Annotated in this window: 19 protein-coding genes and 1 pseudogene; 10 read left to right on the top strand and 10 right to left on the bottom strand. The window is 39.4% G+C overall.

Annotated features, from left to right (window positions below; translation table 11 throughout):
• Positions 1–40 precede the first annotated feature (40 nt).
• From IE056_RS03965 to IE056_RS03950, 5 genes are all read right to left on the bottom strand, one after another.
• A complete protein-coding gene (locus IE056_RS03965) occupies positions 41–307 on the bottom strand; it encodes a heavy-metal-associated domain-containing protein (RefSeq protein ID WP_189603366.1) in 267 nt (88 codons plus the stop codon).
• A gap of 157 nt (positions 308–464) precedes the next feature.
• The gene (locus tag IE056_RS18405; protein ID WP_229793641.1) at positions 465–611 is read right to left on the bottom strand and encodes a hypothetical protein; all 147 of its coding nucleotides are present in this window, start codon (positions 609–611) and stop codon (positions 465–467) included.
• Between the two features lie 153 nt (positions 612–764).
• Complete coding sequence (locus tag IE056_RS18400) at positions 765–938, bottom strand: class I SAM-dependent methyltransferase (RefSeq protein ID WP_229793640.1); 174 nt, start codon at positions 936–938, stop codon at positions 765–767.
• A 175-nt stretch (positions 939–1,113) separates the two neighbouring features.
• Positions 1,114–1,911, bottom strand: coding sequence for a sulfite exporter TauE/SafE family protein (locus tag IE056_RS03955; protein ID WP_189603365.1), 798 nt, complete (start codon positions 1,909–1,911; stop codon positions 1,114–1,116).
• 183 nt (positions 1,912–2,094) lie between these two features.
• Positions 2,095–2,970: a DUF808 domain-containing protein gene (locus IE056_RS03950; RefSeq protein ID WP_189603364.1), complete on the bottom strand. Its 876-nt coding sequence runs from the start codon at positions 2,968–2,970 to the stop codon at positions 2,095–2,097.
• A 285-nt stretch (positions 2,971–3,255) separates the two neighbouring features.
• Here IE056_RS03950 and IE056_RS03945 point away from each other — a divergent pair, with 285 nt between their 5' ends.
• Positions 3,256–3,699: a universal stress protein gene (locus IE056_RS03945; RefSeq protein ID WP_189603363.1), complete on the top strand. Its 444-nt coding sequence runs from the start codon at positions 3,256–3,258 to the stop codon at positions 3,697–3,699.
• Positions 3,700–4,537: 838 nt separating this feature from the next.
• Positions 4,538–5,319: pseudogene (locus IE056_RS03940) on the top strand (alanine:cation symporter family protein); the annotation flags it as partial.
• A gap of 32 nt (positions 5,320–5,351) precedes the next feature.
• Here the strand turns inward: IE056_RS03940 and IE056_RS03935 are convergent.
• Positions 5,352–6,068: a sulfite exporter TauE/SafE family protein gene (locus tag IE056_RS03935; RefSeq protein ID WP_189603362.1), complete on the bottom strand. Its 717-nt coding sequence runs from the start codon at positions 6,066–6,068 to the stop codon at positions 5,352–5,354.
• A 123-nt stretch (positions 6,069–6,191) separates the two neighbouring features.
• On the opposite strand from IE056_RS03935, the gene IE056_RS03930 reads away from it, so the two are divergent.
• From IE056_RS03930 to secA, 6 genes are all read left to right on the top strand, one after another.
• The gene (locus IE056_RS03930; protein WP_189603361.1) at positions 6,192–6,617 is read left to right on the top strand and encodes an Lrp/AsnC family transcriptional regulator; all 426 of its coding nucleotides are present in this window, start codon (positions 6,192–6,194) and stop codon (positions 6,615–6,617) included.
• 179 nt (positions 6,618–6,796) lie between these two features.
• Positions 6,797–7,612: an O-methyltransferase gene (locus tag IE056_RS03925; protein WP_189603360.1), complete on the top strand. Its 816-nt coding sequence runs from the start codon at positions 6,797–6,799 to the stop codon at positions 7,610–7,612.
• A gap of 288 nt (positions 7,613–7,900) precedes the next feature.
• Positions 7,901–8,611 (top strand): ABC transporter ATP-binding protein, encoded by a 711-nt coding sequence (locus IE056_RS03920; protein ID WP_189603359.1) that lies wholly within the window; start codon positions 7,901–7,903, stop codon positions 8,609–8,611.
• A gap of 516 nt (positions 8,612–9,127) precedes the next feature.
• Complete coding sequence (locus IE056_RS03915; RefSeq protein WP_189603358.1) at positions 9,128–9,703, top strand: cob(I)yrinic acid a,c-diamide adenosyltransferase; 576 nt, start codon at positions 9,128–9,130, stop codon at positions 9,701–9,703.
• A gap of 154 nt (positions 9,704–9,857) precedes the next feature.
• Positions 9,858–10,079, top strand: coding sequence for a DUF2795 domain-containing protein (locus tag IE056_RS03910; RefSeq protein WP_013070580.1), 222 nt, complete (start codon positions 9,858–9,860; stop codon positions 10,077–10,079).
• An 88-nt stretch (positions 10,080–10,167) separates the two neighbouring features.
• Entirely contained in the window at positions 10,168–13,527 is a 3,360-nt protein-coding gene (gene secA / locus IE056_RS03905) for a preprotein translocase subunit SecA (RefSeq protein WP_189603357.1), read from the top strand.
• A 130-nt stretch (positions 13,528–13,657) separates the two neighbouring features.
• On the opposite strand, the gene IE056_RS03900 is transcribed toward secA, so the two are convergent.
• The 3 genes from IE056_RS03900 to IE056_RS03890 are packed head-to-tail and all read right to left on the bottom strand — an operon-like array spanning position 13,658 to position 16,161.
• Entirely contained in the window at positions 13,658–15,046 is a 1,389-nt protein-coding gene (locus tag IE056_RS03900) for a hypothetical protein (RefSeq protein ID WP_189603356.1), read from the bottom strand.
• The gene (locus tag IE056_RS03895) at positions 15,027–15,632 is read right to left on the bottom strand and encodes a hypothetical protein (RefSeq protein ID WP_189603355.1); all 606 of its coding nucleotides are present in this window, start codon (positions 15,630–15,632) and stop codon (positions 15,027–15,029) included. The genes IE056_RS03900 and IE056_RS03895 overlap by 20 nt, the downstream gene beginning before the upstream one ends.
• Positions 15,616–16,161: an RNA polymerase sigma factor gene (locus IE056_RS03890; protein WP_189603354.1), complete on the bottom strand. Its 546-nt coding sequence runs from the start codon at positions 16,159–16,161 to the stop codon at positions 15,616–15,618. Before IE056_RS03890 ends, IE056_RS03895 begins: the two co-directional genes overlap by 17 nt.
• A gap of 266 nt (positions 16,162–16,427) precedes the next feature.
• On the opposite strand from IE056_RS03890, the gene IE056_RS03885 reads away from it, so the two are divergent.
• Together IE056_RS03885 and IE056_RS03880 are read left to right on the top strand one after the other, a co-directional pair.
• Positions 16,428–16,925 (top strand): DUF2383 domain-containing protein, encoded by a 498-nt coding sequence (locus tag IE056_RS03885; RefSeq protein ID WP_189603353.1) that lies wholly within the window; start codon positions 16,428–16,430, stop codon positions 16,923–16,925.
• Between the two features lie 85 nt (positions 16,926–17,010).
• Positions 17,011–17,595 carry a DUF2911 domain-containing protein gene (locus IE056_RS03880; RefSeq protein WP_189603352.1) on the top strand — a complete coding sequence of 195 codons (585 nt, stop codon included), beginning with the start codon at positions 17,011–17,013 and terminating at the stop codon, positions 17,593–17,595.
• Positions 17,596–17,601: 6 nt separating this feature from the next.
• Here IE056_RS03880 and IE056_RS03875 read toward each other — a convergent pair whose 3' ends face one another.
• The gene (locus tag IE056_RS03875; protein WP_189603351.1) at positions 17,602–18,300 is read right to left on the bottom strand and encodes a peptidoglycan DD-metalloendopeptidase family protein; all 699 of its coding nucleotides are present in this window, start codon (positions 18,298–18,300) and stop codon (positions 17,602–17,604) included.
• Between the last annotated feature and the right edge of the window lie 12 nt (positions 18,301–18,312).

Genomic DNA, 18,312 nt, shown 5'->3' with positions numbered 1-18,312 from the left:
TTATTGATTTGAAGATGTATTCCGGAGAAACCTGTTTTGGTTACCTCATTTTACCGGTCGCGTAACTTATAAAGGAATTTGCTTTAGACACCAGCGTATTTCTGTCATCTACAGCAAGATATCCCAGATCTCTCAATTTCTCCCTGACTTTAAATGCATCTTCAGGTTCAAAATACCTAAATGCTACTGAAGAGGATTCTTTATTCACCTGAACATTCTGTATGTTTTCTATTTTTGAAAGCTTGTTAGTGATGGTATTCACACATCCCCCACACTTTATGTTCTGTACTGCTATCGTCGTTTTCATATTTATCTCCTTAATTTCAAGATCATCATTTGATCTTCTTATAATTGTCAAATATACGCTGTGAGAATGGCCCCGGCTGTAACATAAGTTACAGTAACCGAACAAAAAAAGGCATCCCGCCGGGACACCTTTTTAACCTTTTAAAACTTATGTTCTTTCAGTGATTCTTTTCCGCCACAAAGCGGATCACCCAGCCTTTGCCTTTATGAAATTTTCCTTCATCAAGTTCTATTTCCCCTTCATGAAATTCCTGAAAATCGAATTCCTGAAAAGCCGCTCGTATTTCTTCTTCTGAAAAAAGCATTTCTCGGTTTTGGGTCCCCCTACTCCGGGATTCATTTTCTGGTATTCCGGATGTCTGGAAAGCAAAACCTTCAAAAATCACTGTTCCGCCTTTTTTAAGTAGCTGGTTTAATTGGCTGAAGTATTCCTTGCACACAGGTTTCGGAAAATGGGCCTAAATCAGCACTATAGCGTCAAACGCTTCTTCCCTGAAAGGAAGGTCACAAGAAGATGTAGTCTGATACTTTATTTCCACTCCCTCTTCCTGAGCCAGTCTTAGCGCTTCCTTCTTACCTTCTATACTAATATCAAATGCAGATACATTACAACCGAGCTTTGCTGCAAACACGGCGTTTCTACCTTCCCCTTCCGCAGGAAAAAGAATGCTCCCGGATTTTAAGGTATGCAGCTTTGCCTTCAGGTATTCGTTCGGATCTTTCCGTGGGCATAAGCTTCCTGCCTATATCTCTCATCCCAGAATGCTTCCATAGTATTCCAATTTTTTCCGAAGTTAAAAAGAGTATTTACAGTAGCTCTTTACCTATAATGTAAATTCCCATTACCAGTACAAACCAACCAAACCCTTTTTTTAGCTTTTCTCCATCAATGAATTTATTAAGATAGCCTCCCAGGAAGATGCCGGCAATTGAGAGTCCGGTAAAGATTATTAGAAACATCCAGTCAATTTCGAGGTTTTCCACATCTCCAATAAACCCTATGAGAGACTTTACCGCAATGATGAGCAGGGAAGTTGCCACTGCTTTTTTCATTGGTAATTTAGCGAGTAAAACCAGCGCCGGAATAATTAGAAATCCTCCACCGGCACCCACGATCCCGGTGAGAATACCTACTACAACACCCTCAATGATGATCAACGGATAGTTATAGGTAACTTTTACTTCCTGCAATTCTTCCTTTCCGTTACCTTTTATCATGGAGATAGAAGCCACGACCATGATAACGGCAAAAAATAACATGATCCCAATATCTTTGGTCACCTCAAAACCCCAGAGGGTGAGAATATGGTCCGGAATTGCCGGTACCAGATATTTTCTGGTACCGTAGACGGCAATAAAAGCCGGAATGGCAAAAACGGTGGCTGTACGAAAATCCACCAGTTTCTTCTTCATATTATTAATTGCACCAACAAGTGAGGAAGCTCCTACTACAAAAAGAGAGTATGCTGTTGCAGTGACGGGATTGATGGATAACAGATACACCAGTACGGGTACAGTTAAAATTGACCCTCCACCTCCTATGAGTCCTAACACCACTCCTATTAATAATGCACCTAAAAATCCTAAGAGATCAATTACTTCCAAAGTCTTTTATTTTATATGATGCAAAAGTAACCTCTCCCCTTTCTTTGCGCAGTAACAAAAGTTACATACATGGTGAAATAGCGTCTTAAGAAAGATTTCTTTACAATCTGGGAATACCATTCATAGGTAAATCCTAAACTTTTTGAAGTTACTAAAAGATGTTATTGCTGTTTCCTTTTCAGCTTAACCGGCAATTTTTTTCCAGATCTTACTCCCCAGTTTTATGAGTAGCAAAACCAGAAACCCTACGACCAATCCTGTTAAAAATTCCCCTATAATTCCCGGCAACCCCACTAAAAGATCATGTACAAAATGGATATTATGCACAAAAATACCTCCTGAAACCAACAGCAAAGCAAGTGTCCCGATGACCGAAAGACTTTTAATCACTTTAGGCAATGCACTTACAAGGAAACGCCCAATAGCATCAGAAATGCTGTTTTCCCTTTCATTTAAACTAATTAGTTTAGCTCCAAATTCATCCATCCTCACGATTAGGGCAACTAATCCATACACCCCAACGGTGGCCACCATGGCAATAAGAGACACCACCAGAATCTGGTTGAGTAAGGCCTCATTGGCAACGCTACCCAGAGCAATAATTACAATTTCCACGGAAAGTATAAAATCTGTCACCACTGCCGATTTTATTTTATCTTTCTCTATCGCCAGGACCTCTTCTTCGGAAAGTTTTTCCAGTTTAGGAGCTTCGCTCTTATCCGCATGCGGAAAAAAGTATTCAAAGATCTTTTCTGCACCCTCGTATGCGAGGTAAAGACCGCCAATGATCAAAATTATGGTGATAGCGGAAGGTATAAAGGCGCTAAGCAGAAATGCAAGCGGTAAAATGATTAGTTTGTTAAGGGCCGAACCTTTTGTAATTGCCCAAAGCACCGGAATTTCCCGTGAGGACATAAATCCTGAAGCTTTCTCTGCATTTACGGCCAGATCGTCTCCTAAAATTCCTGCGGTTTTCTTTCCGGCAATTTTCCCCATTACCGCCACATCGTCCATTAAAGTTGCAATATCATCGAGAAGCGCAAAAAATCCTGAAGCCATAGTTGTTTTTAAATTATGAAGCAAGATAGGTGTATTTACTAAAAATGAAATTAAAGGATTCTTAAATAAGCAGTTCTTGAATTTGAATTATACTTCAGGGGCGGTTCAAAAGTGATGGAACCGATACGCTGTTGATTAAAAGTGAGCTGGCACCTGTTTTGCAAAAAAAATCCAAAGAATTACTTTTCTGCAGGGGTTACAGTGTTAAGATATCGTTACCTGAAATCACTATTCTTAAAGAATTGGCTTTTTTTTCTATCTTTAAGGTTAATTCAACCTTATCTTATGAAGAATATACTTGTGGCTCTAGGAAGCGCCAAACACGCAGATGCATTAATAGCCCAGGCTGTAAAGCTGGCAAAACTTACCGATGGGAAAATCTGGATACTTCATGTTACCGCTGCAAATCCCGATGACTTCCTGGCGTTGGAGGCAGGACCTCAGCACCTGTATGACGAAAGAGTGGAAAGCCGCAAGAAAAAAACTGCATTTATTAAACAATTGGCCGAACAAATAGAAAAAAACCATAACCTGCAGGCAGAAGGAATCCTGGTAGAAGGTTCTGTTTCAAAAGCCATAAAGAATAAGGTACAAGAACATAACATTGAACTAGTTATTGCCGGGCATCAAAAAAAGGATTTCCTGTACGAACTTTTTACTGCCAATAAGAAAAAAGATCTTGTGGATGAACTGCAGATCCCTCTTCTAGCCGTTCCCATTAAAGCCTGACATTTAAAAAATAATCATTAAATCAATCTTTATTTTTTAACAGATTCTGCATTTTTTCTGTGGGACAGAGCCCTCTATATATTTGCAATCTGAGATGATAATTGCCCTTACCGGTACGGCAGGGCACCCAACTAATAATCAGACTTTTTTGAATGGACTACAATTCTTACAAACGGTTGTTGATCCTTTAAAAAAACAACGGCTAACGCTGTCAACCCCCTACCCCTTTCTCATTCAAAATCCACCGGATCAATGTTTTATTATTGAAAATACACCTTATATTTGCATTCCTTTTTGAAAAAAATCAAAAACAGTTACAGTTTTTTAAACTTCTTCTGTTTTTCTCCTCGGCGGTCACGGGAGTTCTATGCCTTTTATCATTTCGAATTCTTATTCTCGATTGAGGATAAAAGTAAACCAATTGGTTGTGTAAAGCTAGTTCTGCTTTCTCCGCTACTTTCCTGTTGGTTTGCTCTTTTTTACTTTCTGAGATTGAATTTGAACTCCTGAAAAGCTCTTTTTTTGACTTTTGAGAAGGATGCTTTTGAACCGGCATCCTTCATTAATCTTCTGAAAATAGTATATGTTGAAACATCTTCTTTTGATTTTCCTTTTCGTTCCCCTGCTGGCAATGCAATCTCAGAACCTGAAAGTAGAAGCAACAACTGCTGCCAATCCCTCAAATGTTATCAATAATGGTGTTATAGATTTCTAGGTCTCAAAAGGAAAAGCTTCTTATACCTTTCAATGGTCTGAACAGGATATTTCCATGAATTCTTCTAAAGCTGAAAGTCTTACAGAAGGAATTCCATACCACGTAATAGTACCTGACAGTGAGGGAGGTATTGAGAATATTGGCAAGGTAACCGGAAAAGTAGTGCCTGTAATGGCCGGAATTTACATTATTGCTGCCTTCATTGTAAATGAGTTAATATTGACAAACTGGGACCTACTGTTACTGCTATTTTTGACGGGGCTTTCAGTGCTTCGGCTCTTAAAGGTGGATTTACTGGAGTAATGGTAGTAGGTTTTCAAAGAGCCGCCTTCTTCAGTGAAATGGGAGTGGGATCGGCTGCGATCGCACCCAGCACAGGAAAAACAAATCATCCAATTTCTGAAGGTTATGTTGCCCTTCTGGAACCTTTCATAGATACAGTGGTAGTATGTACCCTAACAGCTTTAGTTCAAATTTTCACCGGAATGCAAGAAGTCCAGGGAGTAGGCGGTGTACAATTAACATCTGATGCTTTTGCAACCGTACTATCCTGGTTTCCATACCTGCTATCACTGGTAGTTTTTCTATTTGCTTTTACTACGATGATCTCATGGTCCAATTACGGAATGCGTTCCTGGACCTACCTTTTTGGAAGAAGTAAAAAAAGTGAAATGATCTACAAAATAATATTCCTGGTATTTGTAGTCATAGGAGCATCAATAGGATTGGGTGCTGTGCTCGATTTTTCAGATAGGATGATATTGACCATGTCCTTTCCAAATAATATCGGACTTTACATCATGTCTGGAGAAGTAAAAAGTTACCTTAAGGAATATACCCGAAAACTAAAGGCAGGGGAATTATTCAGTAAAAATAATTCAGAGACAGATTCTAAAGCGGCCTAATGCGGGAGGAAGTTTCGGGAAATACATACAGCTTAAAAAATCAAAGCTGTACCCGAAAGACAAAGAAGTACGAGTAGCACTTTCTTAAACAGCTCCTCATTTATCTTCAGAAAAAGACGGCCTCCTAAGAACTGGGCTAAAAAGAATACCGGAAGAATAAAAAGGCTGATTTTGATGTGACTTAGAGTTAAAACCCCGCCAACAGCCAGGGACGGAATTCGTACCGCAGTTACCACGGCTAAAACTCCAATCATAGTTGCTCTGAAAATTTTTGCCTCCTCCACGGTATTCTTCACGGCAATGACATAAAGCGGACCTCCAGTAGAGAAAATTCCGGCAAAGAAACCACCCATAATTCCAAAGAAGGCAGTCCTTTTTTTACCCAGTTTCAGGTTTTTTTTTCCGAAGATCACATACACTACGTATAGCAGAATAAAAACGCCAAGCGCCTTTTTTAAAAGTACCGGTTTACTGTAGGTAAGAACCACGATCCCCAGAATCACTCCTATGGCTGAAGCCCAGCCAAGCCTCATGATTACATTCCTGTCAATGTTTTTCCATTCCTTATAGACCAGGAAAACACTGGAAAAAAGATAGAATATAGAAATGTAGGCAATTGCATCTGGCAGATTTAGGCCTATTAACAAAATAGGAAGAGCGATCAATGACCCTGCAAAACCTACTACAGTTTGAACAAAAAATCCGCAGAATATAGCGGTACCAAGGAGGATTAACAATTCAGGATCCATTACTATAATAAGTTAGAGTAGGCAAAATTATAGACAATAGTTCTTATTGCGCCGTGGAAATGACGGCTCAAGGAATATTTTTCCGAAGAATTATTGGTAATTTCACAATAAATAAATCGAACCATGATCGATGTGACAGACAGGAAAATTATCGAGCTATTAAACGCGAATTCCAAAGCCTCTTTTGCTGAAATAAGCAAAAAGATCTTCCTTTCTCCCTCTTCTGTACGCGAACGTATTAAGAAGCTGGAGGAACTTGAAGTAATCAAAGGCTATAGCCTCAAAGTAGACCAAGCGCTGCTGGGCAATACCATAGAAGTTTTTATTTTGCTAAAGGTGTTCACAGGGAAACTCCAGTTCGCTATCAAGGAACTTCAATCTTATTCCGAAATTCTGGAAGTTCACAGGATCACCGGGCATCAGAACTTTCACATGAGAGTAGCATTAAAGGACCAATTACACCTTCAGAAATTCATTGACCGACTTATCACTTTTGGAGAACCAACCACACATCTTATTCTATCAGCTCTAGGAACAGATGGAAAGTAATAGGAAGGTTTTGGTTAAATCGAAATTGTTGTAAAAAAGGATGAACCTAAAGATGCTTAAAAGATTTATCATTTCAGTCGCCTAAATTCATTAAAAGTAGATCTCAACAGTTCCTTTTACACAGCCTATCTTTCCCTACATTTGTGGCAACAATTGCTTTTACAGCGAATTTTCCTGAAATGCACCTTTTTATTAGCTACATAAAATTCCTTATTAAATCCACGAATCAGCACGGGGTACATTCTCCTTTTGTTTTTGGGTTAGTGACGAAATGTTTTTACGATAAGAAAAAGTATCCGGCGTACGAGATCATTAAGAAATACCGGAAAAAGCTGCTGCAGAATAGAAATTCTATTAAAGTGGCCGATTTTGGAGCAGGTAGCAGGATCTTTTCTTCTAATGAACGGAAAATCGCAGCCATAGCAAAGAACGCCGGAATCACCCCCAAACGTGCCCAATTGCTGAATCGGCTGGTGCGTTATTTAGAAGTTGAAAGGGCCCTTGAGCTGGGAACTTCCCTCGGAATAAGCACAGCTGCCATGGCAGCGCAAAACAAAGTGCAGATCATCAGCATCGAAGGTTGTGCCGCTACTGCTGGTGTGGCACGTAAACAATTTGAAGAATTCGGGTTTAAAGATATTGAGATGAAGGTCGGGGAGTTTGAGAGAGTGATCAGTAAGCAATATTCAGTGAACAAAAGTTCCAGATTTCAAATTTCAAATTCCAATTTACAACCTCAAACTTTCGACCTGATCTTCATCGACGGAAACCATCAGAAACAAGCTACTTTAAATTATTTCGAGAAGTTACTTTCAGCAGTTCATAATGACTCGGTAATGATATTCGATGATATCCACTGGTCCAAAGATATGGAGGCAGCATGGGAAGAAATAAAACTGCATCCGGAAGTTTCGGTAACAGTAGATACATTCCAATGGGGACTAATTTTCTTCAGAAAAGAACAGGCAAAAGAGCATTTCGTGGTAAGGGTGTGATGATGTGATAATTAAAATATTTAATGACAGCGACATAACTTTATCTTGAGATTAAAATATCAAAATATTGCCTGAAAAGAGGTCTATGTAAGGCAGCAAACTTTCTAAGAAGCACCCTTTTAAGAAGAATTAGAGTGACAAGTCCCCGACTTTACTGACAGTAGTTTCGTTCCGAACTTGTGTGAATACCATCAAATAACCTTCAAATTTTCATTCTCATTTTACAACTTGTAACAAATCAACTTAAATTGCGTCTTATCTAGTGATCTTAATTTTTGATTTACATTTATGAGCAGCGTAATAAAAATCCGGAATATTACCAGAGACTTCCATTTGGGACAGGAAATAGTGAAAGTCCTTAAAGGAATTGATATTGATATTGAAAAAGGGGAATATGTAGCTTTTATGGGACCTTCGGGTTCAGGGAAATCGACATTGATGAACCTGTTGGGCTGTCTTGACACTCCTACTTCCGGATCTTATATATTAAACGGAAAGGATGTGAGTAAAATGTCCGATGATGAACTGGCAGAAATCCGGAACAAGGAAATTGGGTTTGTTTTTCAGACGTTTAACCTGCTCCCCAGAACCACAGCTTTAGATAATGTTGCTTTACCAATGGTGTATGCCGGGGCGACCAAAAAAGAAAGAACAGCACGTGCCGAAAAAGTATTGACAGATGTAGGATTGGCCGACCGGATGGACCATAAACCGAATCAGCTTTCGGGAGGACAACGTCAAAGGGTTGCTGTAGGGAGAGCTTTGGTAAATCATCCTTCCATCATTCTTGCCGATGAACCTACCGGAAACCTCGATTCCAAAACTTCTGTAGAGATCATGAACCTTTTTGATGATATCCATAAAGCCGGAAATACAGTAATATTAGTAACTCACGAAGAAGATATTGCAGAACACGCCCACAGGATCATCCGCCTTCGCGACGGAATTGTGGAAAGTGATGAAAGAAAGACGATGGCGCCAGTAAGCCCTAGGCACTAAATTTAGAGGTCAGAGGTTAGTCAAAATAATTGTATCTGCTTTTAATACTCAGTATTCAATCTTAAATTTGCAGATAACGCATTACTAATAACGAAGTGAATTTAAGTGGATATATTCGATAACGACACACTGCTTTATATCGGACTCATTGTCCTTTTTCTGGGTTTTTTCCTCTGGAACCGGGGTCGCACCAAAAAGAACAGAGAAGCTAAAAAGAACCGGAATTTTCGAAAAAGATATCAGGAACGAAAAAAACAACGCGAGAAGGAAAACGATTAAATATTCAACCTTCAGTAATTTTTTAGAAAAAAATTCAGTCTAGTTAAATTTTATCTGCAAGTAATAACCAGCTTTTTTGTCTTTTAAATTTGATTATTCGGCTCAAAATAGGTGTGAACTTGCATCTCATTTTTTCCTTAGCCTGATAATTTCCTTACCTTTAACTCCAGATTTTTCACTGCTGCATTCTTTTTTAATGCACTACAGCCTCAAAAGCTTAAAATTTCTAATCCACCAATGAAAATATATACAAAAACAGGAGATAAAGGCACCACTGCACTTTTTGGCGGCACCAGGGTTCCAAAACATCACATAAGAATTGACAGTTATGGAACTGTAGATGAATTAAACTCCAATCTTGGAATGCTAAGAGACCAGGAGATCGATGAGCATAGCCATGAAACGCTGCTTATCATTCAGGACAAACTATTTACGTTAGGTGCAATCCTCGCAACAGATCCTGAAAAAGCAATGCTAAAAAACGGAAAAGAGCGCCTTAATATTCCAAAGATCTCTAAAGAAGACATAGAACTTCTGGAGCAGGAAATAGATGCTATGAATGACAGCCTCCCTCCTATGACACATTTCATCCTTCCGGGAGGTCATCAAGCTGTGTCATTCTGTCACATTTCCCGCTGTGTATGCCGCCGCGCCGAGCGTCTTGCTGCTGCTCTTTATGAAATGGAACCTTTTGACGAGAAGGTTTTGCAGTATTTAAACCGGTTAAGCGATTACCTGTTTGTGCTGGCACGAAAGTTGTCTAAAGATTTACAAGCCAGGGAAATTCAGTGGATACCCAAAAAAGAATTCTGAGATAAGGGTTTTCCCGGTTACTTCTAAAACATTTAAAGCTAGAATATTTAAGGTTTCAGAAAACGTTCTTAAAATTAATGATAAATAATAGATTTTTTTCTTGACTATCTCAACAAAAAATTTATTTTTGCAAAAAATCAAAACCGATTAACCAATGTATTGGACATTAGAATTAGCATCCTATTTAAGTGATGCGCCTTGGCCCGCAACAAAAGATGAGTTAATTGATTACGCCATCAGGACGGGAGCTCCGTTAGAGGTTGTGGAAAACCTGCAGGCAATTGAAGATGAAGGAGATTCCTATGATTCAATTGAGGAAATCTGGCCAGATTATCCCACAGATGACGATTATCTTTGGAATGAGGATGAGTATTAAAAAATAAACGAACAGAAATAGAAGGAAAAAGTCTCAGAATTGAGGCTTTTTTTTTGCGTACATTTGACATATTAAAACAATAAAAACTATGAGTTTTTTAGATTCAGTACTGAAGGTTTTTGTTGGCGATAAATCCAAAAAAGACATTAAGGAAATTCAACCTATCGTTGAAAAAGTAAAGTCTTTTGAAAAGGAATATGAAGCTTTATCTCTCGATGAACTTCGCGCTAAAACAACGACTTTCAAAAATAAAATTCAGGAGGCCCTTAAAGAGGTGAATGAGCAAATGGCAGCTCTTACTGCCGAAGCCGATGCCTCTGAAGATATTACCCGAAAAGAAGACATTTACTCAGAAATTGATGCTCTTAAAGACAGAGCTTATGAAATTTCTGAAGCTGTCTTAGCTGAAATCCTTCCCGAGGCTTTCGCCACCATAAAAGAAACAGCCAAACGTTTTGTAAATAATACCCAACTGAAGGTAACTGCCTCTGTTTTTGACAGAGAACTTTCAGCTGAAAAAGATTACGTAAACCTTGATGGGGATTATGCTATCTGGAACAATTCCTGGGATGCGGCCGGAAAGCCTATCGTGTGGGATATGGTTCATTATGACGTACAGTTGATAGGTGGTGTTGCAATGCATCAGGGAAAGATTGCCGAAATGCAGACTGGGGAAGGTAAAACTTTAGTGGCTACCCTTCCAATGTACCTGAATGCCCTTACCGGAAACGGCGTGCACCTGGTAACCGTGAATGATTACCTGGCAAAAAGGGATAGCGCGTGGATGGCTCCTATTTTTCAGTTTCACGGGATGACCGTAGATTGTATAGATTACCACCGGCCAAATTCCGCAGCAAGAAGAAAAGCATATAATGCCGATATAACTTACGGAACAAACAATGAGTTTGGTTTCGACTACCTGCGTGACAACATGTCCCACTCCCCCGATGATCTTGTGCAAAGACCGCACAACTACGCCATTGTGGATGAGGTGGATTCGGTACTGGTAGATGATGCCCGTACACCTTTAATTATTTCCGGACCTATTCCTAAAGGAGATGTACATGAATTCGATCAATTAAAGCCTGCAGTGGCCAATATTGTTGAAGTACAACGAAAGCATCTTACGGGTGTTTTAGCCGAAGCAAAAAAATTAATTGCCTCAGGAAATACTGAGGAAGGCGGATTCAAGTTGCTACAGGTTCACAGAGGACTTCCAAAAAACAAAGCACTTATCAAATTCCTTAGTGAAGAAGGAATCAAATTATTGCTTCAGAAGACCGAGAACAAATACATGGCAGACAACAACCGGGAAATGCCGATAGTAGATGCCGACCTGTACTTCGTGATCGAAGAGAAAAATAATCAAATAGATCTTACCGATAAAGGAGTTGAATATCTTTCTGGAGAAGATGATCCCGATTTCTTCGTAATGCCGGAAATTGGCATGGAGATCGCAAAAATTGAAAATGAAGGTCTTTCCAAAGAAGAGGAAGCCGAAAAGAAAGAAGAACTTTTTCGTGAATATAGCGTGAAAAGTGAACGGATCCACACCATGCGTCAATTATTGAAAGCTTATACGCTCTTCGAAAAAGACACAGAATATGTGGTGATGGAAAATAAAGTGAAAATTGTAGACGAGCAGACCGGACGTATCATGGAAGGCCGCCGCTACAGTGACGGATTACACCAGGCAATTGAAGCAAAGGAGAATGTAAAAATTGAAGATGCAACGCAGACTTTTGCTACTGTAACGCTTCAGAATTACTTCAGGATGTACCGCAAACTTTCGGGTATGACGGGTACTGCTGTTACCGAAGCCGGGGAGCTGTGGGAAATCTATAAACTTGATGTGGTAGAGATCCCTACAAACCGTCCTATTGCACGTCAGGATAAAGAGGACATGGTATATAAAACCAAAAGGGAAAAGTACAATGCCGTCATAGAAGACGTAACACAGCTTTCCAGGGCAGGAAGACCGGTATTGATCGGTACTACTTCGGTTGAAATTTCAGAATTATTAAGCCGGATGCTGAAGCTTAGAAATGTTCCTCATAATGTATTGAACGCAAAGCTTCATAAAAAAGAAGCTGATATTGTTGCTCAAGCCGGTCAGGCCGGAATTGTGACCATTGCTACCAACATGGCAGGTCGTGGTACCGATATTAAATTAAGTCCCGAAGTGAAAAAAGCCGGCGGTCTTGCTATTGTAGGTACCGAGCGCCATGATTCACGTAGGGTGGACAGGCAGTTGCGTGGTCGTGCAGGACGTCAGGGTGACCCCGGAAGTTCTCAATTCTACGTATCTCTTGAAGATAACCTGATGCGTTTGTTTGGATCTGAAAAAATAGCCAAACTTATGGACCGCATGGGTCTGGAAGAAGGGGAAGTAATTCAGCATTCCATGATCTCAAAATCCATTGAGCGGGCACAGAAAAAAGTAGAAGAAAACAACTTTGGCGTACGTAAGCGACTGCTGGAGTACGATGATGTGATGAACGCACAGCGTGAGGTTGTCTACAAACGCCGCTACCATGCTCTATTTGGTGACAGGTTACGTGTGGATATTGCCAATATGTTGTTTGATACCGCGGAAGCGATTACAGAAAGCAACAAAATGGCAGTGGATTTCAAAAACTTTGAGTTTGAGTTGATCCGTTACTTCTCCATGAGCTCTCCTGTAACTGAAGCGGAATTCGAAAAAATGGATTCTCAAAAGATCGCAGGGGAAGTATACAAGGCTGCCTACAAACATTACGATGAGAAAATGACGCGTAACGCGGCCGATGCTTATCCCGTGATCAAGCAGGTTTTTGAAGATGACCGCAATAACTTTGAGCGAATTTCGGTTCCTTTTACAGATGGCACAAAAACCCTTCAGGTAGTTACAAACCTTAAAAAGGCATATGAGTCTGAAGGAAAGCAACTGGTAAAAGATTTCGAAAAGAATATTACCCTGGCAATTATTGACGATGCCTGGAAAACCCATCTACGTAAAATGGATGAGTTAAAGCAGAGCGTTCAGCTGGCGGTACATGAGCAAAAAGATCCGTTATTGATTTATAAGTTTGAAGCTTTTGAACTGTTCAAGGTTATGCTGGACCAGGTGAACAAAGACGTGATCTCCTTCCTTTTCAAAGGAGAATTACCGGCACCAAATCCGGCTCAAATCAGAGAAGCTAGGGAGCGGAAACAACGCGATCACGTAGAAACTTCCAAGGAAGAAATTCAGAATCTGGATGAACGTGCCGCGCAAAGCAGAGCTGCATCTCAAAATCAGCAGCAACGTCCGCAGGTTACGGAAACCATCACCAGGGAACGTCCCAAAATTGGAAGAAATGATAAAGTCACCATTAAAAATGTGATGAACGGTGAGAACAAGAGCATGAAATTCAAACAAGCCATTCCGCTTCTTGACAAAGGTGACTGGGTTTTGGTAGAAGAATAGATATCAGATTTTAGACGTGAGATTTTAGATATTAGAATCTTTATCAAATTAAAAATCCGGAGCAAAAATGCTCCGGATTTTTTTGTTCATGTCTATCTACCTCGATCCATTCGGAGGAGTTAAGGTGGAATTACTTCACCACCACATCACTGTATTTTGCTTTTATTGAAATCGTGCCATTTCCACTTTTTGATTTGTGATATCCATTAATGATCTGGGTGTCATAATTTTTAATAGGAGTTCCTTTAATGGATACGGGATACTCAATCTCACTCTGTGATCCATTATAATTGAAATTAAAAGCTTCATTTGGAAGCTTCAGCTCCAAATCGCTGTTTTCAAGTGTTATATCCAAAGTATTAAATCCGTCTGCCAGTTTGCTGATCTTAAGCTGCCCAAAAGTTCCAGATATAATACCTGTTTCGAGGATCTGCCCTATTTTTACATCACTGGAATTGGAAGTGATCTTTAAACTCCTGGCAGATGCTATGTCACAATTCTGAACATACGTTGTTTCAAGCTCCCCGTATTCCCACATTTTCACGTTTACCGGAGTATAAGCAGCTCTAATATGGGTCTGCTTTCCGGAAATAGTGTTCGCCGAGAATTGACTGTGTGAAAAATCTGCTTTCACATTGGAATTCCTGCCGGCAAGGTTTACTTCCCCATGCCGCACCTTTAGTTCCAGTTTAGCATCATTTGGCACCTTCAACCGAATCGTTCTTTTGGCTTTTTTCGAATTTTCGGGCAAGACAAAAATTTTGTTTTGACCACTGTCGCCATACCTGGCCTCCACCTCTTTTTCTACCTGTTCTGCCCATTTCTCCATCTCTTTACCAAACTTTTCTCCCCAGGCTTCCATACTTGCACCAAAATTTTCTCCCCATTTTTCCATTTTTATTTCAATGTCTTTTTTCCATAGTACGGTATCCTTTTCTATATTGGATGCCCATTGTTCCATTGAAACTTCGAAATCCTTACCAAATTTTTTCTCTATTTTCTTTTCCCATTTCTCCATGTACTTGTCGCCCTCTTTTTGATAGGCAGAATAATCAAACTGAAGATCCCCCATGCCTTCAAAAACCTCTGGTGGCAAAGGGTTTCTGGACATACTTTCCAAAAGAGGTCCTACCATTTCCATAACAGGATCAATAATTTCAGGAAGATTAGCCATGGCTCCATTAAAAGAACTCATGTCCATAGGTGGAACAGGCATTCCTCCCCCACCTCCGGAAACTATAGATACCCTGCCGGAATTTCCGCTGGTTTGCAGTTTCCAGCTCTCCAAAAGTTGTTTATTAGCATCCTTTCCGTTCTCGCCTCCTTCCATAAAAGCCTCTATCTGCACTTCATTTTTATCCCATTTCTCAATGATGATATTTGTGTGGCTGGCATCTACATCAAGAGTGACATTAGCACTGGTTTTATAGGATTTATCTAATTTTTTTGTTTGTGCCGAAACAGACAATGATCCAAAAACCAGTAGCATTAAAAATATATTACACCTGAAAATTTTCATGTTGTTCGTTTTTAGATTCTTTAATTTCTTTGATTTTACTTTTTACTTTGTATAATAGCTCCAGCCTCAATTGCAGATTAACGATCAAGGCTTCTACCGTCTGCTCGTTGGCTCCAATTTCACTAAACTCGTTATTCAATCGCTTGTATTCCTTTTCCAGTTCTGCCAATTGCTTCATAAAAGCATCCAGCAATGCCTTATTTTCTTCAGTTATTTCAAGTTTGGCTATTTCAAAATTCAGGCTTGCCAAATAATAATTTTCAATTTTCCTGAATTCCGGAGAGACATCGCTTACCTGAAATGGTCTCTCCAGTTCTTTTTCATCCTGTTCTTCATCTACCGGAGTTTCTACTACCTCATTCTTTAAAAATTTATTCCCTTCGGATGGTAAAAAAAAGATAAAACCTACCCCGAATACCACAATTAATACAGCAGCTAATTTTAAAAACAGGTAATTTGATCCTGATGTTTCTTTGGGTAAAGCTTCATCAAGCTTTGCTTCAAATCTCCTTTTATGCCCTTCTGGTAATTTTTCTGAAGCGGGGCCCTCTTCATTTCTGAACATTTCTCTAAGATCCTGTGACATTTTTCAATTCTTTAAGTTCATTCTGTAATTTCTTTTTTCCGCGGTGCACCAGCGTTCGTGATGCCACCTGACTTATATTTAATATTTCTGAAATCTCCTCATGATCGTATCCCTCTATTAAAAACAACATCAACGGATATTTATATTTCTCCGGAAGATTTCCAATGGCAGCTTTCACTTCATGTATCCCAACATCACTTTCTACTGCCCAGTCATTTTCATCTTCCACGCTTGCTAAAACCTGCTCATTGATAGTCAGCATTTCCAGCTTCTTCGCCTTCAGCTTGTCAATACATTTATTAATCACAATCCTTTTTAACCAGGCACCAAAAGTAACTTCTCCGGTAAATTGATGCAGCTTAGCAAACGCCTTCACAAAGGCTTCCTGCATGGCGTCTTCAGCTTCATAAGGATCATTAACAAACCTCCTGGCTACACAATACATGCCTTCGCAATATTGGTTGTAAAGCTTAAACTGCGCCCTGCGGTTATTGTGCTTACATTCTTCAATTAATTTATGTTGTAACACATTTCATTGTTTTGGTTGATGTCTACTATAAAGACGAAAGAAAAAACAGTCTGTTGCAAAAATTTTCATTAAAAGCAAAAATGACGGGATGCTGCTTTTAAAAAATTATTAAAGAAAGTCTTTTCTTACAGATCAAGTTCCTTAAAAAATTACTTTTTTTCTTAAAATAAAGGCAAAATAATATTAAAAAACCGAGAATTAACAAAGCCTTCTAAATATATTAATCTCCTGATTTTTATCTTGTTGTGTTTTTAAAACGTACTATTATGGAAGATCGTTACTCAAAATTTAAAAAGTTGAATTGGTTGTTGGAAGACAGTTTTGAAGCAGAGCGCATATACTATAATGCAAGTGAAGATGTTCAGGAAGTAAACTTGAAGCGGTTTTTCAATCACGAAACTGTAAACCGAAACAGGTTTAGTCAGGAGATTTCTGAGCAACTGGTACAGGCAGGTGTAGAACCAAAGAAAATGTGGATCCAGAAGGGTAACCTTGACAGAGATTGGCGAGAGGAGAAAAAAGCGCTCACCAAATCGAGACCTCTCAAATTATTGAACAAGTGCACCAAAAAGGATAAAGAGAATCTCAAATTATATAAAGAGATTCTTGAGGAAAAGAAATTACCTGAAGAGGTTCTCCGGATTTTAAAAAAACAGAGACAGGTAATTAATAAATCGCTGGAGCAGGCAGAAAAATTTAATAGCTGTGAAATAAGCCTTCAAAAAGACAGCGAACCTAAAGTAAGAAAACTAAAAGCCATGTAATAGCTTTAGAATGTTTTTATTAAGCACCATTTCTGCCTGGAATGGTGCTTTCTTTTTGGGGCATAAAATTTGATATTTTTATACCATGAATAAAAACCTGAAACGTAGTTTAATTGGTGCAGTGATTTTCACTCTCGTAGTTCTTGCCGGCTACTATTATTCAAATATCAGGACTAAATCCTATAGTCCCGAGGATATAGTGGCCTATCAGCAGGATGATCTACAGCTTGAAGTTTTTTACAACCGACCTTATAAGAAAGGTCGGGAAATTTTCGGCGGCCTGGTACCATATGATCAGGTTTGGAGGACGGGTGCAAACGAAGCAACTACTTTCCAGACAAATAAGGATATCATGGTGGATGGATCGCTGTTACGCGCCGGGAAATATACCTTATGGACCATTCCCGGAGAAAAGTCGTGGAAAGTGATTTTTAATTCCGAAATGTACCCCTGGGGCATTACCCTCGATAAAGTTCCGTCCAGATTACCCGAATATGATGTACTTACAGTAGAAGTTTCTGTGCGCCCTTTAAATACCCCTATAGAACAATTCAGTATTACTTTTGAAGAAGCAAATGATTTTGTTGTAATGATCCTGGTGTGGGATACCACCGCACTATATGTACCTATGAAAGAACCCGAAAGCAATTTAACTGCCTCGCTCAAGTAAATCTTTTTATTTTTTTATTTTCAGAAGAAGATTAGGATCGGGACAGTTTAATAGATAAAAATCCAGTTCCTTTAATGATGTTACGCCCGGATAATCTCCCTTTTTTCCCTGCAGATTCCCCATCAGCTGAAAATGCAAATGCGGTGCATAATCGCCATTTTCTGAAGGTTTACCCAATGTTGCTAATTTCTCTCCCTGCTTCACTTCCTTTCCAACTGAAATTTGCTGCAGAGAATGCTTGCTTAAGTGTCCATAAAGGCTAAAATAAGTTTTCCCGGAAATATGGTGTTCCAGAATAATCGTTGGCCCGTAATCGCCAAACGTAGCATTATCCTGAAAGCTATGAACTTTCCCCTCCATCACTGCCAAAACTGCGGTACCAGCTTCTGCCCAGATGTCGAGCCCTATGTGGATATTTCGTTCCATTTCTTCCCCTTCTGAAGCTGAAAAAAGTTCGCTACGGCGATACAAATCCCTTACTTCATTATAACCGCCAAAAGCCACTTTCTTCCCATGCTTTTGAAGATACTCTCTTATATAGACTGAAAAATCTTCAGAAGAAGAAATATCTACTTCTGAAAGCTCTTTATTGGTACCGGAAAGATCAATATGCATATAATCTTCCTGAAGATAGCTGGAATCTATCACCGGAGTAAATTCAGAAGTTAATCCGGAAAGGAACTGAGGAAAGTTGGAAGCGATCATACTTGAAATTTC

It is taken from the genome of Salinimicrobium marinum (genome assembly GCF_014651535.1).
GTDB classification, from domain to species: domain Bacteria; phylum Bacteroidota; class Bacteroidia; order Flavobacteriales; family Flavobacteriaceae; genus Salinimicrobium; species Salinimicrobium marinum.
This window is presented reverse-complemented; position numbering and strand designations above follow the sequence as displayed.